The sequence below is a fragment of the Roseateles sp. genome, assembly GCF_047654785.1.
In the GTDB taxonomy this organism is placed as follows: Bacteria; Pseudomonadota; Gammaproteobacteria; order Burkholderiales; family Burkholderiaceae_C; genus Pelomonas.
In genome coordinates this window covers 1,099,385-1,115,983 of sequence record NZ_JASGKQ010000003.1, presented here as the reverse complement: position 1 = coordinate 1,115,983, position 16,599 = coordinate 1,099,385, and the positions used below count along the sequence as shown (strand labels likewise).

At 71.6% G+C, this 16,599-nt stretch carries 20 protein-coding genes; 7 read left to right on the top strand and 13 right to left on the bottom strand.

Annotated elements, in window-relative coordinates:
- The first annotated feature begins 21 nt into the window (after positions 1 to 21).
- Positions 22 to 1,032 (top strand): elongation factor P maturation arginine rhamnosyltransferase EarP, encoded by a 1,011-nt coding sequence (earP, locus tag QM788_RS14310; protein ID WP_415662135.1) that lies wholly within the window; start codon positions 22 to 24, stop codon positions 1,030 to 1,032.
- Positions 1,033 to 1,102: 70 nt separating this feature from the next.
- Positions 1,103 to 1,657, top strand: a complete 555-nt coding sequence (gene efp / locus QM788_RS14305) for an elongation factor P (RefSeq protein WP_331176222.1) — start codon at positions 1,103 to 1,105, stop codon at positions 1,655 to 1,657.
- A gap of 177 nt (positions 1,658 to 1,834) precedes the next feature.
- Here efp and QM788_RS14300 read toward each other — a convergent pair whose 3' ends face one another.
- The 7 genes from QM788_RS14300 to mltG all read right to left on the bottom strand — a co-directional run bounded on the left by QM788_RS14300 (position 1,835) and on the right by mltG (position 6,693).
- A complete protein-coding gene (locus QM788_RS14300; RefSeq protein ID WP_415662134.1) occupies positions 1,835 to 2,056 on the bottom strand; it encodes a hypothetical protein in 222 nt (73 codons plus the stop codon).
- Positions 2,057 to 2,172: 116 nt separating this feature from the next.
- A complete protein-coding gene (locus tag QM788_RS14295; protein WP_415662133.1) occupies positions 2,173 to 2,838 on the bottom strand; it encodes an ankyrin repeat domain-containing protein in 666 nt (221 codons plus the stop codon).
- Positions 2,835 to 3,620, bottom strand: a complete 786-nt coding sequence (locus QM788_RS14290) for a TatD family hydrolase (protein ID WP_415662132.1) — start codon at positions 3,618 to 3,620, stop codon at positions 2,835 to 2,837. The genes QM788_RS14295 and QM788_RS14290 overlap by 4 nt, the downstream gene beginning before the upstream one ends.
- Entirely contained in the window at positions 3,620 to 4,072 is a 453-nt protein-coding gene (locus tag QM788_RS14285; RefSeq protein ID WP_415662131.1) for a PilZ domain-containing protein, read from the bottom strand. Before QM788_RS14285 ends, QM788_RS14290 begins: the two co-directional genes overlap by 1 nt.
- 13 nt (positions 4,073 to 4,085) lie before the next feature.
- Complete coding sequence (locus QM788_RS14280) at positions 4,086 to 5,087, bottom strand: DNA polymerase III subunit delta' (RefSeq protein ID WP_415662130.1); 1,002 nt, start codon at positions 5,085 to 5,087, stop codon at positions 4,086 to 4,088.
- On the bottom strand, positions 5,081 to 5,701 hold the full coding sequence (tmk, locus tag QM788_RS14275) for a dTMP kinase (RefSeq protein ID WP_415662129.1): 621 nt from the start codon (positions 5,699 to 5,701) through the stop codon (positions 5,081 to 5,083). The genes QM788_RS14280 and tmk overlap by 7 nt, the downstream gene beginning before the upstream one ends.
- A complete protein-coding gene (gene mltG / locus QM788_RS14270) occupies positions 5,698 to 6,693 on the bottom strand; it encodes an endolytic transglycosylase MltG (RefSeq protein ID WP_415662128.1) in 996 nt (331 codons plus the stop codon). Before mltG ends, tmk begins: the two co-directional genes overlap by 4 nt.
- Before the next feature lie 47 nt (positions 6,694 to 6,740).
- On the opposite strand from mltG, the gene QM788_RS14265 reads away from it, so the two are divergent.
- Both QM788_RS14265 and QM788_RS14260 read left to right on the top strand, forming a co-directional pair.
- Positions 6,741 to 7,628, top strand: coding sequence for a YgfZ/GcvT domain-containing protein (locus QM788_RS14265; RefSeq protein ID WP_415662127.1), 888 nt, complete (start codon positions 6,741 to 6,743; stop codon positions 7,626 to 7,628).
- Between the two features lie 2 nt (positions 7,629 to 7,630).
- Positions 7,631 to 7,879 (top strand): DUF4936 family protein, encoded by a 249-nt coding sequence (locus QM788_RS14260; protein ID WP_415662126.1) that lies wholly within the window; start codon positions 7,631 to 7,633, stop codon positions 7,877 to 7,879.
- A 273-nt stretch (positions 7,880 to 8,152) separates the two neighbouring features.
- On the opposite strand, the gene QM788_RS14255 is transcribed toward QM788_RS14260, so the two are convergent.
- Positions 8,153 to 8,964, bottom strand: a protein-coding gene (locus QM788_RS14255) for an IS5 family transposase (RefSeq protein WP_415659607.1) whose coding sequence is annotated in 2 segments (ribosomal slippage) — positions 8,153 to 8,634 and positions 8,634 to 8,964 — 813 coding nt in all. Because the reading frame shifts where the segments join, the coding sequence is not laid out codon by codon here.
- A 97-nt stretch (positions 8,965 to 9,061) separates the two neighbouring features.
- Here QM788_RS14255 and QM788_RS14250 point away from each other — a divergent pair.
- Positions 9,062 to 9,872 (top strand): IS5 family transposase gene (locus QM788_RS14250; RefSeq protein ID WP_415659828.1). Its coding sequence is split into 2 segments (ribosomal slippage): positions 9,062 to 9,325 and positions 9,327 to 9,872, totalling 810 coding nucleotides; the frame shifts between segments, so codons are not numbered across the junction.
- A 2-nt stretch (positions 9,873 to 9,874) separates the two neighbouring features.
- Here the strand turns inward: QM788_RS14250 and QM788_RS14245 are convergent.
- The 4 genes from QM788_RS14245 to QM788_RS14230 all read right to left on the bottom strand — a co-directional run bounded on the left by QM788_RS14245 (position 9,875) and on the right by QM788_RS14230 (position 12,117).
- Positions 9,875 to 10,000, bottom strand: coding sequence for a hypothetical protein (locus tag QM788_RS14245; protein ID WP_415662125.1), 126 nt, complete (start codon positions 9,998 to 10,000; stop codon positions 9,875 to 9,877).
- Positions 10,001 to 10,082: 82 nt separating this feature from the next.
- On the bottom strand, positions 10,083 to 10,292 hold the full coding sequence (locus tag QM788_RS14240) for a type II toxin-antitoxin system HicB family antitoxin (RefSeq protein ID WP_415662124.1): 210 nt from the start codon (positions 10,290 to 10,292) through the stop codon (positions 10,083 to 10,085).
- A gap of 41 nt (positions 10,293 to 10,333) precedes the next feature.
- On the bottom strand, positions 10,334 to 11,191 hold the full coding sequence (locus QM788_RS14235; RefSeq protein WP_415662123.1) for a YbgC/FadM family acyl-CoA thioesterase: 858 nt from the start codon (positions 11,189 to 11,191) through the stop codon (positions 10,334 to 10,336).
- On the bottom strand, positions 11,188 to 12,117 hold the full coding sequence (locus QM788_RS14230) for an alpha/beta hydrolase (protein ID WP_415662122.1): 930 nt from the start codon (positions 12,115 to 12,117) through the stop codon (positions 11,188 to 11,190). Before QM788_RS14230 ends, QM788_RS14235 begins: the two co-directional genes overlap by 4 nt.
- Before the next feature lie 97 nt (positions 12,118 to 12,214).
- Between QM788_RS14230 and QM788_RS14225 the strand changes: the two genes are divergently transcribed.
- Positions 12,215 to 13,354: an iron-containing alcohol dehydrogenase gene (locus QM788_RS14225; RefSeq protein ID WP_415662121.1), complete on the top strand. Its 1,140-nt coding sequence runs from the start codon at positions 12,215 to 12,217 to the stop codon at positions 13,352 to 13,354.
- 244 nt (positions 13,355 to 13,598) lie between these two features.
- Positions 13,599 to 15,149: a methyl-accepting chemotaxis protein gene (locus QM788_RS14220; protein WP_415662120.1), complete on the top strand. Its 1,551-nt coding sequence runs from the start codon at positions 13,599 to 13,601 to the stop codon at positions 15,147 to 15,149.
- Positions 15,150 to 15,252: 103 nt separating this feature from the next.
- Here QM788_RS14220 and aceA read toward each other — a convergent pair whose 3' ends face one another.
- Complete coding sequence (gene aceA, locus QM788_RS14215; RefSeq protein WP_415662119.1) at positions 15,253 to 16,551, bottom strand: isocitrate lyase; 1,299 nt, start codon at positions 16,549 to 16,551, stop codon at positions 15,253 to 15,255.
- Between the last annotated feature and the right edge of the window lie 48 nt (positions 16,552 to 16,599).

Below are 16,599 nucleotides of genomic sequence, written 5' to 3'. Positions count from 1 at the left end.
CTCGCCTGGGACAATCCGCCCATGCTCTGGGACCTCTTCTGCCGCGTCATCGACAACCACGGCGACCTCGGCGTCTGCTGGCGGCTGGCGCGCGACCTGGCCGCGCGCGGGCAGCGGGCGCGGCTGTGGGTGGACGACGCCGCCGCACTGGCCTGGATGGCACCGCAGCGGCCCGCCGGCGTCGAGGTGCGGCCCTGGCCGGACGGCGGCGTGGACGCGACGCCGGGCGACGTGGTCATCGAGGCCTTCGGCTGCGAGCTGCCGGCGGCCTTCGTCGCCCGCATGGCGGCCCGGCGCCCGGCGCCGCACTGGATCAACCTGGAATACCTCAGCGCCGAGGACTACGTGGAGCGCAGCCACGGCCTCGCGTCGCCGCAGTCCGGCGGCCCGGGCGCGGGGCTGGCCAAGCACTTCTTCTACCCCGGCTTCACGCCGCGCACCGGCGGGCTGCTGCGCGAGCCGGGGCTGCTGGCGCGCATCGCCGCCTTCGACGGCGCGGCCTGGCTGCGCGAGCACGGCTGGGCGCCGCGCGCGGGCGAGCGGGTCGTCAGCCTGTTCGCCTACGCCAACCCGCAATTGCCGGCGCTGCTGGACGCGCTGGCCGGCGCGCCCACGCTGCTGCTCGCCTGCCCCGGGCCGCTGCAGCCGCAGGTCGCCGACCGACCGGGGCTGCGCTGCATCGCCCTGCCCCATCTGCCGCAGGACGGCTACGACCGGCTGCTGTGGGCCTGCGACCTGAACTTCGTGCGCGGCGAGGACTCCTTCGTGCGCGCCCAGTGGGCCGGCAAGCCCTTCGCCTGGCACATCTACCCGCAGCACGACGGCGCCCACCACGCCAAGCTGGACGCCTTCATGACCCGCGCCGCGCTGCCCGAGGACTGGCGCGCGTTCTGGCGCGGCTGGAACGGCTTGGGCGCGCTGCCGCCACTGCCCGCGCCGGACGCCGCGCCCTTCCGGCGCTGGCGCGCGCAGTTGGCGGCGCAGCCGGACCTGCTGACCCAGCTGCAGGGCTTCCTGGACGGTTCACGCTAGAATCGCGGGCTTTGCCGCGCCAAGCCGTTTCCTGGAATCTGGTGCGCCCCCTCAAGCAGGAACCCCACCCATGAAACTCGCTCAAGAAATCCGCGCCGGCAACGTCATCATGCAGGGCAAGGACCCGATGGTCGTGCTGAAGACCGAATACAGCCGCGGCGGCCGCGGCGCCGCCACGGTGCGCATGAAGATGAAGAACCTGCTGAACGGCGCCGGCGCCGAGCTGGTCTTCAAGGCCGACGACAAGATGGAGCAGATCATCCTCGACAAGAAGGAGTGCACCTACACCTACTTCGCCGACCCGATGTACGTCTTCATGGACACCGAGTACAACCAGTACGAGGTCGAGGCCGAGAACATGGGCGACGCGATCTCCTACCTGGAAGACAGCATGCCCGTCGAAGTGACCTTCTACGACGGCAAGGCGATCTCGGTGGAACTGCCCACCAGCGTCGTGCGCGAGATCGAGACCGAGCCGGCCGTCAAGGGCGACACCTCGGGCAAGGTCATGAAGCCCGCCCGCCTGAAGGGCACCGGCTTCGAGATCGCCGTGCCGCTGTTCGTGGAAAACGGCGACAAGATCGAAATCGACACCCGCACGCACGAGTACCGCAAGCGCGTCTGACAGCCCCCTCGTCCAGTCTCGCACCGCTGAACGCGGGCGAGCCTGGCCGGTCCCCCGAGGGGCGGCGATGCTCGCGGGGCTTGCCCCGCTCGCACATCGCCAGACGGGCCGGCTTGGGGCGGCCCGGCGCTCGGCCCGGAATACACGAAACGCCCGCAGCCGCGGGCGTTTCGCTTTTCAGGGCGCGTCGTCCGAGAGGTCGGGCACGTCGAGTTCGGCGTCGATCCCGCGGTCGAACTCGGCGCTGGCCTTCACCGGGATCCAGGGGCGATCCAGCGGGCGGTAGACACGGCGCTGCAGGCGGGCCAGGCGGTCGGAGCGCTCGATGGCGTTCATCACCTGGTCGGGGGCGATCAGCATCGCGAAGGGATCGGCCAGGTTCGGGATGGTGGACAGCATGGTGGGCCTCCTGTGGTTCGATGCATCCACTGTAGGCAGACCCGCGCGGGCGGGCCAGTCGGGCCAGCGCCGTCCGGGCTGTCAGGCTTTTTCCTACACCCGCGCCCGGCTGCGCACTAGTTGGCGGCCGCCCCGGCCTGCGCCGCGCGCTGCCGCTCCTGGATGACGCGGCGCAGTTCCTTGGCCACCGCGTCGCGGCCGCCGCGCTGGGCGAAGTCGGCCGCCGTCAGTTCCTGCTCGTTGGCCGCGCGCGGCTCGGCGCCGGCCTTCAGCAGCAGCGGCACCAGGTCGCCGTTGCCGTAGCGGGCGGCCATCATCAGCGGCGTGCTGCCGTTCTCGGAGCGCGCCTCCAGGTCGGCGCCCTGGGCGATCAGGAAGGCGGCCACGCCGTTGTCCGGCCCGCTGGCGGCGTAGTGCAGCGGCGTCCAGCCCTTGCGGTTGACGGCCGCGCCGCGCCGGACCAGCGCCTGCGCCGCCGGCAGCGAGCCGCGGATGGCGGCGATCATCAGCGGCGTCTCGCCGCTGGCGTTGGCGGTGTCCACGTCCAGCCGGGGCGAGGCCAGCAGGCTCTCCAGCGCGCGCAGCGAGCCCTCGCGCACGGCGGTGAACAGCGCGGTGCGGCCGCGCGAATCGGCCAGGTTGGGGTCCACGCCCTGTTGCAGCAGGGCGGCCACGCCGCGCGGGTCGTTCAGTTCGGCGGCCATGACGAGGTCGTCGACGGGCGCGGCATGCGCCAGCGCCGTCGCGGCCGCCAGGGCCAGGGAAGTCAGCCAGGTCTTCATACGGTCTCCGGAAGGCGGAACAGCCGCCGTGTGTTCGCCGCCGTGAGGGCGGCCAGTTCGGGCGGCGGCAGGCCCAAAGCGTCGGCCACGGCGCGCGCCACATGCGGCACGTAGGCCGGCGAGTTGGTCTTGCCGCGGAAGGGCACGGGCGCGAGGTAGGGGCTGTCGGTCTCGACCAGCAGGCGCTCCAGCGGCAGCAGCTTCAGCAGGTCGCGCAGGTCCTGCGCGTTCTTGAAGCTGACGATGCCCGAGAACGAGATGTGGTAGCCGCGCTCGATGGCGGCCAGCGCCACGGCGGCCGATTCGGTGAAGCAGTGGAACACGCCGCCCGCCTGCTCGCCGCCCTCCTCGTCCAGCACGCGCAGCGTGTCGGCCGCGCTGGCGCGGGTGTGGATGACGAGCGGCTTGCGCGCCGCCCGGGCCGCGCGGATGTGCGTGCGGAAGCGCTCGCGCTGCCACGCCATGTCCGCGATGCTGCGGCCTGCGAGGCGGTAGTAGTCCAGCCCCGTCTCGCCGATGGCGACGACGCGCGGCAGCGCCGCCAGCCGCACCAGTTCGTCCACGTCGGGCTCGCGCATCTGCTCGGTGTCCGGGTGGACGCCCACCGTGGCCCAGAGCTGCGGATGCGCCAGCGCCAGCGCATGGACCTCGTCGAACTCCTCCATCTGGGTGCAGATGCAGATGGCCTGGTCCACCTGCGCATGGCGCATGTCGGCCAGGATGTCGGGCAGCCGCTGCTTCAGTTCGGGGAAGCTGAGGTGGCAGTGGGAATCGATGAACATCAGAGCGTCTGCGTGGGCTTGCTGGACGACACCGCCGTGCCGAGGATTTCCTCGATGCGGGCACGGATCAGCCGCGTCTTCTCGTCGCCGGGGAAGCGCACGCCCACGCCCTGGGTGCGGCCGCCGGAGGCGTTGGCCGGCGTCAGCCAGGCCACCTTGCCGGCCACCGGGTAGCGCTGGTTGTCCTCGGGCAGCGCCAGCAGCAGGTAGATGTCTTCGCCGAGCCGGTAGTCGCGCGTGGTCGGCACGAACAGGCCGCCCTCGGTGAAGGCCGGGATGTAGGCCGCGAACAGCGCCGATTTCTCGCGGAACACCAGCTGGATGACGCTGGGCCGGGCCCCCGAGGCCGACGCGCCCGCGCCGCCCACCGTGGGCAGCGGCAGCGTGCCGCCGAGCTGGCTGGGCTGGAATTGCAGGGAGGCCGGGCCGGGCCTGGAGGGGGCGTCGCTCATGGGCCGAGTGTATTCACCGGGCGGCGGCGATGGCCGCCTGCGCCTGGGCCACCAGCGCCTCGATCCACAGGCCCGCGTTGAGCGGATGCTCGGCATGGCGGGCGGCGCGGCGCAGCTCGGCCTCCCAGGCCAGCAGCGGCGCGGCGCGGCGCGGCGTGGGCAGCGAGGCCGGCGCGAAGAACTGGCCGGGCTGGCCGTGGCAGCGGCGCAGCAGGTCATGGCACAGGCGCTGCAGCGCGTCGATGGCGCGCGGCGGCGCCAGGTCCGCCAGCGCCGCCACCTCGCCGCGCGCCACGCGCTTCGGGACGGCCTGCCAGGCCGCGTCGCTCAGCCCGGCCTCGGCCCAGGCCAGCGCCTGCTGCGGCCGCCCGCCGGTGGCGGCCAGCAGGCCCTCGGCGCCGTCGACGCCCCGGGACGCCAGCCAGGCCAGCGCCGCGTCGCGCGCCGGCAACGCCAGCGGCAGCGGCTGGCAGCGGCTGCGGATGGTGGGCAGCAGCGCGGCGCCGTCGTGGCTGGCCAGCACGAAGCGCAGCAGCCCGGCGGGCTCCTCCAGCGTCTTCAGCAGCGCGTTGGCGGCCACGCCGTTCAGCGCCTCGGCCGGGAAGATGACGGCCACCTTGGCCTGGCCGCGCGCCGACGTCGCCTGCGCGAACGCCAGCAGCTGCCGCACGGCCTCCACCTTGATCTCGCGGCTGGGCTTGGCCTTGCCGGCCTTCGCGTCGGGCTCCTCGAACGGCAGGCCCAGCGACTCGCGCGCGGGCGCCTCCAGCGCCTCGGGCAGCAGCAGCTGGAAGTCGGGGTGCGTGCCGCTGGCGAACAGCCTGCAGCCCGGGCATTGCCGGCAGGCGGGCTGGCCCGCGGCGGCGGCCTCGCACAGCCAGCTCTGCGCCAGCGCCACCGCCAGTTCGAGCTGGCCCACGCCGGCCGGCCCCTGCACCAGCAGCGCATGCGAGCGGGCGCGGGCCAGCGCGTCGGCCAGCGGCGCCTGCAGCCAGGGCAGGTCGAGGTTCAGCATGCCGGATAGCGCGCGGCCAGCACGGCCAGCACCTGGGCGCCGACCTGCGCCACCGTGCCGCTGGCGTCGATGCGCACGATGCGCTGCGGCGCCTGCGCCGCGCGGGCCGCGTAGCCGGCGCGCACGCGCTCGAAGAAGTCCAGGTCGAGCTGCTCGATGCGGTCCGCCTCGCGCGCGCCGGCGCGGCGGGCGGCGGCCTGGCGCGCCGGCAGGTCGAACCACAGCGTCAGCTCGGGCTCGGTGCCTTCCTGCACCCAGCCGGCCAGCGTGTCCAGCACCGGCTGCGGCAGGCCGCGGCCGCCGCCCTGGTAGGCGAAGCTGGCGTCGGTGAAGCGGTCGCACAGCAGCGTCTTGCCGGCGGCCAGCGCCGGGCGGATCACGGTTTCCACGTGGTCGCGCCGGCCGGCGAACATCAGCAGCAGCTCGGTCAGCGAGCCCATGGGCCGGTTCAGCACCAGCTCGCGCAGCGCCTCGGCCAGCGGCGTGCCGCCGGGCTCGCGGCTGAGCTGCACGTCGGCGCCGCGGGCGCGGAACCAGTCGGCCACGGCCTGGATGTGGGTGGACTTGCCGGCCCCGTCGATGCCTTCGAAGCTGATGAAACGTGCTGGACTCACGGGCCGCCGCGCTGGTATTTGTTGACCGCGCGATTGTGCGCGGCGAGGTCGTCGCTGAACTCGCTGCTGCCGTCGCCGCGCGCGACGAAGTACAGCGACTTCACCGGCGCCGGGTGCAGCGCCGCGTGCAGCGACGCCGCGCCGGGCATGGCGATGGGCGTGGGCGGCAGGCCGCCGCGGGTGTAGGTGTTGAAGGGCGTGTCGCGGGTCAGATCTCGCTTGCGCAAATTGCCGTCGAAGCGCTCGCCCAGGCCGTAGATGACGGTCGGGTCGGTCTGCAGCGGCATGCCCAGGCGCAGCCGGTTGACGAACACGGCGGCGACCTTGCTGCGGTCGCCGGCCACGCCGGTCTCCTTCTCGACGATGGAGGCCAGGACCAGCGCCTCGTCGGCCGAGCGCAGCGGCAGCCCGTCCGCACGCCCGCTCCACGCGGCGGCGAGCCGCTTGCGCATCGCCGCATGGGCGCGCCGCAGCACCGTCAGGTCGCTGACGCCGCGGCTGTACGCATAGGTGTCGGGGAAGAAGCGGCCCTCCGGCGCCACGCCGGGCTCGCCCAGCGCGGCCATCAGGTCGGCATCGCTCATCGCCGCGGCGACCGGCTTCAGCGCCGGCGCGGCGGCCAGCGCGGCGCGCACCTGGCGCCAGTTCCAGCCGTCGATCAGGCGCAGCTGCTCCAGCACCTCGTCGCCGCGCACCATCTTGTCCAGCAGCCCGCGCGGCGTGATGCCGGCATGCGCCTCGTAGCTGCCGGCGCGGATCTGCCGGGCCTGGCCGGACCACTTGAACCATTGGTAGAGCAGCCGCGCATCGGCCTGCACGCCGGCCGCCACCCAGGCGCGGGCGACCTCGGCCGGGCTGGTGCCGGGCTCGATGGACAGCTCCACCGACGGCGCGGCCAGCGCCAGCGGGCTGCGCAGCCACTGCCACGCGGCGCCTGCCGCCAGTGCCGCGATCAACAACGATGCGAGCACCGCCCGCCACAGCCACTTCATGCCCCTGCCCAGGCTCCGTCAAAAGGGCGCTGATGATAATTGCCGCCATGACCGCACCGACCTCACTGCGCCTGGCCGACTGGGGCGTCATCCGCGCCCAGGGCGCCGATGCCGCCCGCTTCCTGCACGGCCAACTGACCCAGGACTTCCTGCTGCTGGACCGCGACCATGCGCGGCTGGCCGGCTTCTGCAGCCCCAAGGGCCGGCTGCTGGCGACCCTGGTGGGCTGGCAGCACGGCGACGACGAGATCCTGCTGGCGCTGCCCGCCGAGACGCTGGCGGCGGCGCTGAAGCGGCTGTCCCTGTTCGTGCTGCGCGCGAAGTGCCGGCTCACGGACGCGAGCGCGGCCTTCGCCGTCCACGGCCTGCTGGGCACGCCCGCCGCCGAGGCCTGGACGCTGGCGCGCGACGGCGACGCGGTGCTGATCGCGCTGCCGGCCACGCCGGATGCGGGCCGCGCGCTGCGCATCCAGCCGGCCGACGCCCCCGTCCCGGCCGGGGCCGCGATGACGCCCGACGACTGGGCCGCCGCCGAGGCCGAGGCCGGCATGGCCTGGGTGCGCGGCGCCACCATCGAGGCCTTCGTGCCGCAGATGATCAACTTCGAGGCGCTGGGCGGCGTCAACTTCAAGAAGGGCTGCTACCCAGGCCAGGAGGTCGTCGCGCGCAGCCAGTACCGCGGCACGATCAAGCGGCGGCTGCAGGTGTTCGAGGCGGACGGTGCGGCATCGGTCGGCCAGGAGGTGTTCCACAGCGCCGACCCCGAGCAGCCGGCCGGCGTCGTCGCCGGCTGCGGCATGCGCGGCGGCCGCACGGTGCTCGCCGCCGAGATCAAGCTCGCGGCGCTGGACGGCGGCAGCCTGCACCTGGGCAGCGCCGGCGGCCCGGCGCTGCGGCCACGCGCCCTGCCCTACGACCTCCCGCCGCAGGACTGACCGTGCAGCTCTACGTCTACTACCGCATCGTCGGCGAGCACGCCGACGCCGCGCTCACCGCCTTCCGCAAGGCGCGCGTGGAAGCCCCCATCGAACTGCTGCGCCGCCCCGAGCCGGACGCGGACGGGCGCTGGACCTGGATGGAGATCTACCCGGAAGGCTGGGGCCACCGCGAGCCGCCGGTGGCGGCGGCGATGGCGCCGTGGGTGGCGGGCGAACGGCGGATCGAGCGCTTCGAAATGCTGGGCTGACGCACGCCCCATGGGCCGCGCCCTGCGCCGGTCACCCTAAATCCGGTAGTTGGGCATGCCCGAGGGGCTGGCGAGGCGGGCCGCTGGCAAGGCGCGCCGACGAAGTGGGCTGGTGCCCACGAGGAGAAGCAACGCCGCCAGCGGGCCGCAGCGCCAGACCAGCGGGCGTGCAGCGGTGTTCATCGAAGTGGTGATCTCCGCATCGGCGACAAGGTGCTGAAACATCAGGGCTTTCGATGAATGGCAAGCGGTCAACTGCCGGATTTAGAGCGGCTAACAAAACTGAATCAATGCTCGCACGCAGATGACGCTGCACGCCAGGGATAGCAAGGCCACATGGGTATGAACGCTTCGCTCGAAACGCACGCGCAGCTTGCCGAAGGCGGCCAGCCAAGCATGCGTGCGTTCGACGACCCAGCGATGGCACCCGAGTCGGTCGTTGCGCTCGATACCCCTGCGGGCGATCCGATCCTGGATGCCTCGGCGCTTGAGGTGCTCCCGACAGCGTGCAAAGTCGTAGCCCTTGTCCGCGTGCAGCTTGTCGGGCCAGCGGCGCGGCTTTCCACGCTTTCCTCGCACATCGGGCAAGGCATCGATCAACTGCTCGAAGACCACCGAGTCGTGGCGGTTGGCTCCGGTCACGCAGAACATCAGCGGGATGCCCTGGCGGTCCGTGATGATGTGACGTTTGCTGCCGAGTTTTCCTCTGTCCGTGGGGTTGGGGCCAGTGTGCGAGCCCCCCGGGGGCTGGGCACGCTGGCCCCGTCCAGGCTGGCTCGGCTGAAGTCCAGCCGCCCGGCGCTACGCAGTTCGGCCAACAACAGCATATGCAATTGGTGCCACACACCGGCATCCTGCCATTGGCGCAGTCGCCGCCAGCAGGTCATGCCACTGCCGAAGCCCAGTTCCTGGGGCAACTCTTCCCAGGGGATGCCGGTGCGCAGCACGAACAGGATGCCGTTCAGAGCCATCTCGTCGCTCACCCGTGGACGACCGCCCTTGACCGAGGGCACGAATACCGGCAGCAGTGGCTCAATCTTCTTGAACAGCGCCGCGCTGATTTCCTTGTTCTTGGTTCGACCCATGTACCGTCAAACGCACTTCAACCGCCTGACGATGACAGGGTTGTGTTAGCCGCTCTTAGAGCGTGTTTACGATCTCATTTCCTCCGACAATTGTTGGGTGAAGAGGAAGCCGTACCCAAGCGACATCAGTCGAGAGAAGTTTGCCGAGATCGAGCCGCTGCTGCGCAGCGTTCGGCGCAGCACCAAGCCGATCAAGGTCGATCTGTACGAGGTGTTCTGCGCAGTGCTGTACCTGCTGCACACGGGTTGCCAATGGCGCTATCTGCCGCCGCAGTTCCCCAAGTGGCCCAGCGTCTATGCGTACTGGCGCAAATGGAGCGAGCCTGACCAGCACGGAGTGAGCGTGCTGGAGCAGGCTTTAAAAAAATCAGGTTGGCGCGGCCCGCGAGAGACAGGGGCGCAACGCCTGCAGCGCGTTCTTGATCGTGGACGCGCAGAGCGTGAAGAACACGGACACGGCGGGGTTCAAGGGCTATGACGCAGGCAAGAAGGTCTCGGGGATCAAGCGCCACATTGCGGTGGACACCCAGGGGCTTCCCCATGCCGTGGCGATCACGACGGCCGAAGTGACGGACCGCAAAGGAGCGCTGGCGGCATTCAAGCGCTGCAAGCCGTCGCTGGGACGGGTGCAAAGCGTGCTGACGGACAGCGGCTACACAGGCCAGCCCTTCGCGCAAGGCGTCAAGGACATCCTGGGTGAGCACGTGACGGTGCAGATCGCCAAGCGAAGCGAGTTGCACACCTTCAAGGTCATGCCCAAGCGCTGGGTTGTCGAGCGCAGCTTTGCCTGGTTGGAGAAAAACCGCAGACTGTGGAAGAACTGCGAGCGTTGGCTCAACACCAGCTTGCAGTTCGTCCATTTGGCGTTTCTGGCTCTGCTACTCAGGAGATCGTCAACACGCTCTTAGGGTCACAGGTGCCGGATGAATTCGTCGGCATCGACATCGGCCTGGTGCAACAGCCCTGCCAGCGTTCCAACCTTCAGTTCCGCGTGCAGCGGCACGACGCAACCCTGCATGCCCCGGCGCAGCACCACATGGCTGCCGGACTACCGCTGCTTTTCGAACCCCAAACGCTGCAGCGCCCGGATCGCTTGCGCGCCGGAAATGCGCGGCAGCTTAGGCATGCGCCGCGTCGAGCGTGAACGTCGTCACGAAGGGATGGCCGGACGCGCTGACCGGGAATTCCTCGACGTAGAGCGCGGTGGCTTCGCGCAGATTGGCCAGCGCTTCCTCGACGGATTCGCCCTGGGAGACGGTGCCCGTCTCGGGGTTGAGTGCAACGAATCCGCCTTCCTCGGCGGGCGTGAGCACGGCAGTGAATTGCATGGCGGGCCTCCTGCGGCGAATTGTCCGTCAAGCGCCCCCGGTCACAGCGCCCGCACCATCTCCACATGCCCGATGCCCGCCTCCTCGAACGGCTCGCTCCGTCGCTCGAAGCCGGCGCGCCGGTAGAAGGCCTCGGCCGACAGCTGCGCGTGCAGCAGCGCCTCGCGCAGGCCCCGGGCGCGCGCCGCCGCCAGCAGCGCGTCCAGCACCTGGCGGCCGATCCGCGTGCCGCGCAGCGGGCGCAGCACGGCCATGCGGCCGATCCGGGCGACGCCGGGCGCCTGCACCAGCAGGCGGCCGGTGGCCAGCGGCATGCCGAGGCGGTTGCGGGCGACGGCGTGCAAGGCGTCCGCGTCGGCGGCGTCCCATTCCAGCTCGGCCGGGATGCCCTGCTCCCCGATGAAGACCTCGCGGCGGAGGGCGCCCGCCGCGTCGCCCTGCTCGGCCCAGCCGGCCACCGCCACGTCCACCACCGGCTCGCCGGCCTCGAAGCCGTCCGCGACGGCGCGCAGCGCGTCGGGCAGGCGCTGCGGCGTCTGCGTGGCCGGGTCGGCGAACACGTAGACCATGTCCGCCCGCACCAGCAGCCGGTCGCCGCAGAAGATGGCGCCGTCCACCTTCATGGAGCTGTGGCCGAACTCGCGGCGGCGGATGCCGACGTCCAGCCGGTCGTCGCAGCGGGCCGAGCCCAGGTAGTCCAGCGCGGCGCGGCGCACGTAGAGGTCGCCGCCCAGCCGCTTCATCGTCCCGGCATACGGCAGCGCCAGCGCGCGCCAGTAGCCGCTGATGGCGGTGTCGACATAGGTCAGGTAGTGGCCGTTGAAGACGATGCCCTGGGCGTCGACCTCGGCCCAGCGCACGCGCAGCGGTTCGAGGTGGCGGAAGTCCTGGCGTTTCATGGCTGCAGATGCTCCCGGATCGCGGCGGCGCAGAAGTCCAGCGCGGCGCGCGCCTCGGGCAGCGCACGGCCCATCTTGATGAAGTCGTGCGTGACGCCGCGCGTCAGCTCCAGTTGCACCGGCACGCCGGCCGCGCGCAGCGTGTCGGCGTAGGCCAGGCCCTCGTCCACCAGCGGGTCGGCCTCGGCCAGCAGCACGGCGGCGGGGGCGAGGCCGCCGTGGTCGTCGGCGTGCAGCGGGGCGAAGCGCCAGTCGCCGCGCTGCGCGGGGTCGATGTAGTGGGCGAAGAACCATTCGATGCCCTTCGCGTCGAGCAGGAAGCCCTCGGCGAAGCGGCGGTGGGAGTCGTGGCTCATGTGGCTGTCGGTGCCGGGCGTGATCAGCAGCTGCAGCGCCAGCGGCAGGCCGCGCTCGCGCGCGAAGAAGGCGGCGCCGGCGGCCAGCGTGCCGCCGGCGCTGTCGCCGCCGACGGCCAGCCGGCTGCCGTCCAGGCCGAGCGCATCGGCCTGCTCGTGCAGCCAGGCCAGGCCGGCCCAGGCGTCGTCGACGGCGGCGGGGAAGCGGTGCTCGGGCGCGAGGCGGTAGTCCAGCGACAGCACGGCCGCGCCGCTGCGCAGGCTGAGCTGGCGGCACAGGCTGTCGTGCGTCTCCAGGTCGCCGATGGTGAAGCCGCCGCCGTGCAGGTAGAGCAGCACCGGCAGCCGGCCGTCGCCCGGCGCATAAAGGCGCGCCGGCCGGCCGGCGGCCTGCAGGTCTTCGACGCGGGGCAGCGGCGCGCGCGGCAGGTCGAGGATCTCGGCGCCCATGCGGTAGGCGATGCGGGCGTCGCGCGGCGCCAGCGTGTGGAAGGGCGGGCGGTTGGCGCGGCGGATGCGCGCCAGCAGCTCGGCCATGTGCGGCGTCAGCGGGGGGGTCTTGTCGGTCATCGGGCCGCATTGTCCGCGCCGGCCGCCGTCGCGCGCATGACGGCGCGCCCGGGCGGCGGCCACTACGATGCGCCGCAGCCCACGCGGAGCGAACACCATGGCCCAGATCCTCTACCTGACCCGCATCGAACTCGAATTCGGCGCCAGCCGGCTGCTGCCGGCCGAGTGCGAGCGCATCGGCATCCGCCGCCCGCTGGTCGTCACCGATGCCGGCGTGCGCGCGGCCGGCGTGCTGGACGAGGCGCTGGCCGCCTTCGCCGAAAAGCCGCCGGTGTTCGACCAGACGCCCCCCAACCCCACCGAGGCCGCCGTGCGGCTGGCCGTGCAGGCGGCCCGGGCCGCCGGCTGCGACGGGCTGATCGCCGTCGGCGGCGGCTCCAGCATCGACCTGGCCAAGGGCGTGGCCATCGCCGCCACGCACGACGGACCGCTGACCACCTACGCCACCATCGAGGGCGGCGCCGCGCGCATCACGCCGAAGGTGCTGCCGCTGATCGCCGTGCCCACCACGGCCGGCACCGGCAGCGAGGTGGCGCGCGGCGCCATCCTGATCGTCGACGACGGCCGCAAGCTCGGCTTCCACAACTGGGAGCTGCTGCCCAAGGCCGCCATCTGCGACCCGGCGCTGACGCTGAAGCTGCCGCCCGCGCTGACGGCCGCCACCGGCATGGACGCCATCGCCCACTGCATCGAGACCTTCCTGGCGCCGGCCTTCAACCCGCCGGCCGACGGCATCGCGCTGGAGGGCCTGCGCCGCGGCTGGCAGGGCATCGAGCGCGCCACGCGCGACGGCCAGGACCGCGACGCGCGCCTGGACATGATGTGCGCCAGCGTGCACGGCGCGATGGCGTTCCAGAAGGGCCTGGGCGCGGTGCATTCGCTGAGCCATTCGCTGGGCGGCCTGAACCCGCGCCTGCACCACGGCACGCTGAACGCGGTGTTCCTGCCGGCCGTCATCCGCTTCAACGCCGAGGCCGACAGCGTGCGGCGCGAGCGGCGCATCGAGCGGCTGGCGCAGGCCATGGGGCTGGCGGGCGGCGACGCGGACACGGTGGCCGGCGCCATCACGGCGCTGAACGCGCGGCTGGGCCTGCCCGCGGGCCTGGCGGCGCTGGGCGTCGGGCCGGCGCTGGACGAGCGCATCGTCGAGCACGCTCTGCGGGACCACTGCCACAAGACCAACCCGCGCATCGCCAGCCGCGACGACTACCTGGCCCTGCTCGCCGCGTCGCGGTGAGCCCGGCCCTGCGCCGGCTGAAGGCCGAGGTCGATCCGCACGGGCGCTTCGGCAACGAGATGTGGCGGCGCTACCTGGCGCCGACGTTCGCAACGGCGAAGGCGTGAATCCTGCGCAGTGCGTTCACGGCCAGAGCGTGAACGAAGTCGCTCCCCGGCCCGGCGCCCGCGGCAGCGCCGCACTAGCATCGTTCGGTGTCTGACCCACGTGGTGTGGGGCCGGGACGACGACGGGAGAGGACCCCATGAAGCTTTCGATTGGCAACCGCCTCGCGGCGGGCTTTGCGCTGGTGCTGGCCCTGGCCGCGCTGACCATCGCGGTGGCATGCTGGCGGCTGGCCTCCACGGCCACCGCCACGCGGCAGATGATGGACGTGCCGCTCACCAAGGAGCGGCTGCTGTCCGACTGGAACCGCAACATCAACGCCGGCGTGCGCCGCACCACCGCCATCGCCAAGAGCTCGGACACCTCGCTGGTACAGCTGTTCGCCGAGGAGCAGGCGCAGTCGAGCAAGACTTCCAGCGAGCTGCAAAAGCGCGTCGAGGCGCTGGTCAGTTCGCCCGAGGAACGCAAGTTGTTCGACGCGGTGAGCCAGGCGCGCAAGATCTACCTGGACTCGCGCGACGAGATCACCAAGCTGAAGAAGGACGGCCAGGCCGAGGCGGCCGACAAGGTGCTGACCGACGTGTTCGTGCCCGGCGCCAAGGCCTACCTGGCGCGGATGCAGGACTTCCTGGACTTCCAGCGCCAGGCCATCGACCGGACCGCCGCCGACATCGACCTCGCCAACGAGCGCGGCCGCACGACGCTGGTCGTGCTGGGCATGGCGATGCTGGCACTGGGCATCCTCGCGGCCTGGCGGATCACCCGGGACATCACGCACCCGCTGCTGGCGGCCGGGGATTTGGCCGAGCGCGTGGCCAGCGGCAACCTGACGCGCTCGGGCGCCGGCATGGCGGCACGCTCCGACGAGATCGGCCAGCTGCAGACCACGCTGCGCGGCATGCGCGAATCGCTGGGCCAGACCATCGGCAGCATCCGCGATTCCGCCGAGTCCATCGGCACGGCGGCCGCGGAGATCGCCAGCGGCAACCAGGACCTGAGCGCCCGCACCGAGAAGGCCGCGTCCAGCCTGGAAGAAACCGCCAGCGCGATGGAGCAGCTGAGCGGCACGGTGCAGAACTCGGCCGCCGCGGCCGGCCAGGCCAACCAGCTCGCGATGTCGGCCGCCAGCGTGGCGCAGCGCGGCGGCGAGGTGGTGGGCCAGGTGGTCCACACCATGGACGAGATCAACACCAGCTCGCGCAAGATCGCCGACATCATCGGCGTCATCGACGGCATCGCCTTCCAGACCAACATCCTGGCGCTGAACGCGGCGGTGGAGGCGGCGCGGGCCGGCGAACAGGGGCGCGGCTTCGCGGTCGTGGCCGGCGAGGTGCGCTCGCTGGCCGGCCGCAGCGCCGACGCGGCGAAGGAGATCAAGACGCTGATCGGCAGCAGCGTGGAGCGCGTGGAAACGGGCTCGCGCCTGGTGGCCGAGGCGGGCCGGACCATGGAGGAACTGGTCGGCGCCGTGCAGCGCGTGAAAGACATCATGGGCGAGATCACGACCGCGACGGCCGAGCAGTCGGACGGCATCGCTCAGGTCCACGTCGCCATCACGCAGCTCGACCAGGTCACGCAGCAGAACGCCGCGCTGGTGGAGCAGTCCGCCGCCGCCGCCGAGAGCCTGCGCGAGCAGGCGCAGACGCTGAACGCGGCCGTCGGCACGTTCCAGATCGCGCGGGCGGCATAGCGCGCCTGGCTGCGCCCCCCACAGCGTCACGAACCGGCAAAAAAAAACGGCCCGCCGAGGCGGGCCGAAAAAGTCAGGAGTTGACGCTTCCGACTCTGATCGATCAGCCGTGCTTGGCGTCGAAGAACTGCTCGTCTTCCGTCGAGCCCTTCAGCGCTGCGGTGGAGGCCTGGGCCTCGATGGTGGTCGTGACCGCATCGAAGTAGCCGGTGCCGACCTCGCGCTGGTGCTTCACGGCGGTGAAGCCCTTCTCGGCGGCGGCGAATTCCTTCTCCTGCAGCTCGACGAAGGCGCTCATCTGGTTGCGGGCGTAGCCGTGGGCCAGTTCGAACATCGAGTAGTTCAGGCTGTGGAAGCCGGCCAGCGTGATGAACTGGAACTTGTAGCCCAAGGCGCCCAGCTCGCGCTGGAACTTGGCGATGGTGGCGTCGTCCAGGTTCTTCTTCCAGTTGAAGGACGGCGAGCAGTTGTAGGCCAGCAGCTTGCCCGGGAACTTGGCGTGGATGGCTTCGGCGAAGGCCTTGGCGAAGGCCAGGTCGGGCTTGCCGGTCTCGCACCAGATCAGGTCGGCATAGGGCGCATAGGCCAAGCCGCGGCTGATGGCCTGGTCCAGGCCGTTCTTCGTGCGGTAGAAGCCTTCCACCGTGCGCTCGCCGGTGCAGAAGGGCTTGTCGTTGTCATCGATGTCGCTGGTGACGAGGTCGCCGGCTTCCGCGTCGGTGCGGGCCACGAGCAGCGTGGGCACGCCCATGGTGTCGGCGGCCAGGCGGGCCGCGACCAGCTTGGCGACGGCTTCACGCGTCGGCACCAGCACCTTGCCGCCCATGTGGCCGCACTTCTTGGCGCTGGCCAGTTGGTCCTCGAAGTGCACGCCCGCGGCGCCGGCCTCGATCATGGCCTTCATCAACTCGAAGGCGTTCAGCACGCCGCCAAAGCCGGCTTCCGCGTCGGCCACGATGGGGGCGAAGAAGTCGATGTCGTCCTTGCCTTCGCTCCACTGGATCTCGTCGGCGCGCTTGAAGGTGGCGTTGATCTTGCGCACGACCTTGGGCACCGAGTCCACCGAGTACAGCGACTGGTCGGGGTACATCTCGCCGTTGCTGTTGGCGTCGCCGGCGACCTGCCAGCCCGACAGGTAGATGGCCTTCAGGCCGGCCTTGACCTGCTGCATGGCCTGGTTGCCGGTCAGCGCGCCCAGCGCGTTGACGAAGGGCTCGGTGTTCACCAGGCCCCACAGCTTCTCGGCGCCGCGCTTGGCCAGCGTGTGCTCGACCGCCACCGAGCCGCGCAGGCGCACCACGTCGGCAGCGGTGTAGCCGCGCGTGATGCCCTTCCAGCGCGGGTTCTCGGCCCAGTCTTTTTCGAGGGCGGCGATCTGTTGTTCACGGGTCAGGCGGGTCATGCAGGGCTCCTAAGGCAGTCAAGAAACATCGAAAACCGATGCCTCAAG

Bases quoted from the DNA above. Each gene is read 5' to 3' on its own strand.
- earP (WP_415662135.1), top strand. From the start codon at position 22: ATGCTCTGGGACCTCTTCTGCCGCGTCATCGACAACCACGGCGACCTC.
- efp (WP_331176222.1), top strand. From the start codon at position 1,103: ATGAAACTCGCTCAAGAAATCCGCGCCGGCAACGTCATCATGCAGGGC.
- QM788_RS14300 (WP_415662134.1), bottom strand. From the start codon at position 2,056: ATGCTGTCCACCATCCCGAACCTGGCCGATCCCTTCGCGATGCTGATC.
- QM788_RS14295 (WP_415662133.1), bottom strand. From the start codon at position 2,838: ATGAAGACCTGGCTGACTTCCCTGGCCCTGGCGGCCGCGACGGCGCTG.
- QM788_RS14290 (WP_415662132.1), bottom strand. From the start codon at position 3,620: ATGTTCATCGATTCCCACTGCCACCTCAGCTTCCCCGAACTGAAGCAG.
- QM788_RS14285 (WP_415662131.1), bottom strand. From the start codon at position 4,072: ATGAGCGACGCCCCCTCCAGGCCCGGCCCGGCCTCCCTGCAATTCCAG.
- QM788_RS14280 (WP_415662130.1), bottom strand. From the start codon at position 5,087: ATGCTGAACCTCGACCTGCCCTGGCTGCAGGCGCCGCTGGCCGACGCG.
- mltG (WP_415662128.1), bottom strand. From the start codon at position 6,693: ATGAAGTGGCTGTGGCGGGCGGTGCTCGCATCGTTGTTGATCGCGGCA.
- QM788_RS14265 (WP_415662127.1), top strand. From the start codon at position 6,741: ATGACCGCACCGACCTCACTGCGCCTGGCCGACTGGGGCGTCATCCGC.
- QM788_RS14240 (WP_415662124.1), bottom strand. From the start codon at position 10,292: ATGCAATTCACTGCCGTGCTCACGCCCGCCGAGGAAGGCGGATTCGTT.
- QM788_RS14235 (WP_415662123.1), bottom strand. From the start codon at position 11,191: ATGAAACGCCAGGACTTCCGCCACCTCGAACCGCTGCGCGTGCGCTGG.
- QM788_RS14230 (WP_415662122.1), bottom strand. From the start codon at position 12,117: ATGACCGACAAGACCCCCCCGCTGACGCCGCACATGGCCGAGCTGCTG.
- QM788_RS14225 (WP_415662121.1), top strand. From the start codon at position 12,215: ATGGCCCAGATCCTCTACCTGACCCGCATCGAACTCGAATTCGGCGCC.
- QM788_RS14220 (WP_415662120.1), top strand. From the start codon at position 13,599: ATGAAGCTTTCGATTGGCAACCGCCTCGCGGCGGGCTTTGCGCTGGTG.
- aceA (WP_415662119.1), bottom strand. From the start codon at position 16,551: ATGACCCGCCTGACCCGTGAACAACAGATCGCCGCCCTCGAAAAAGAC.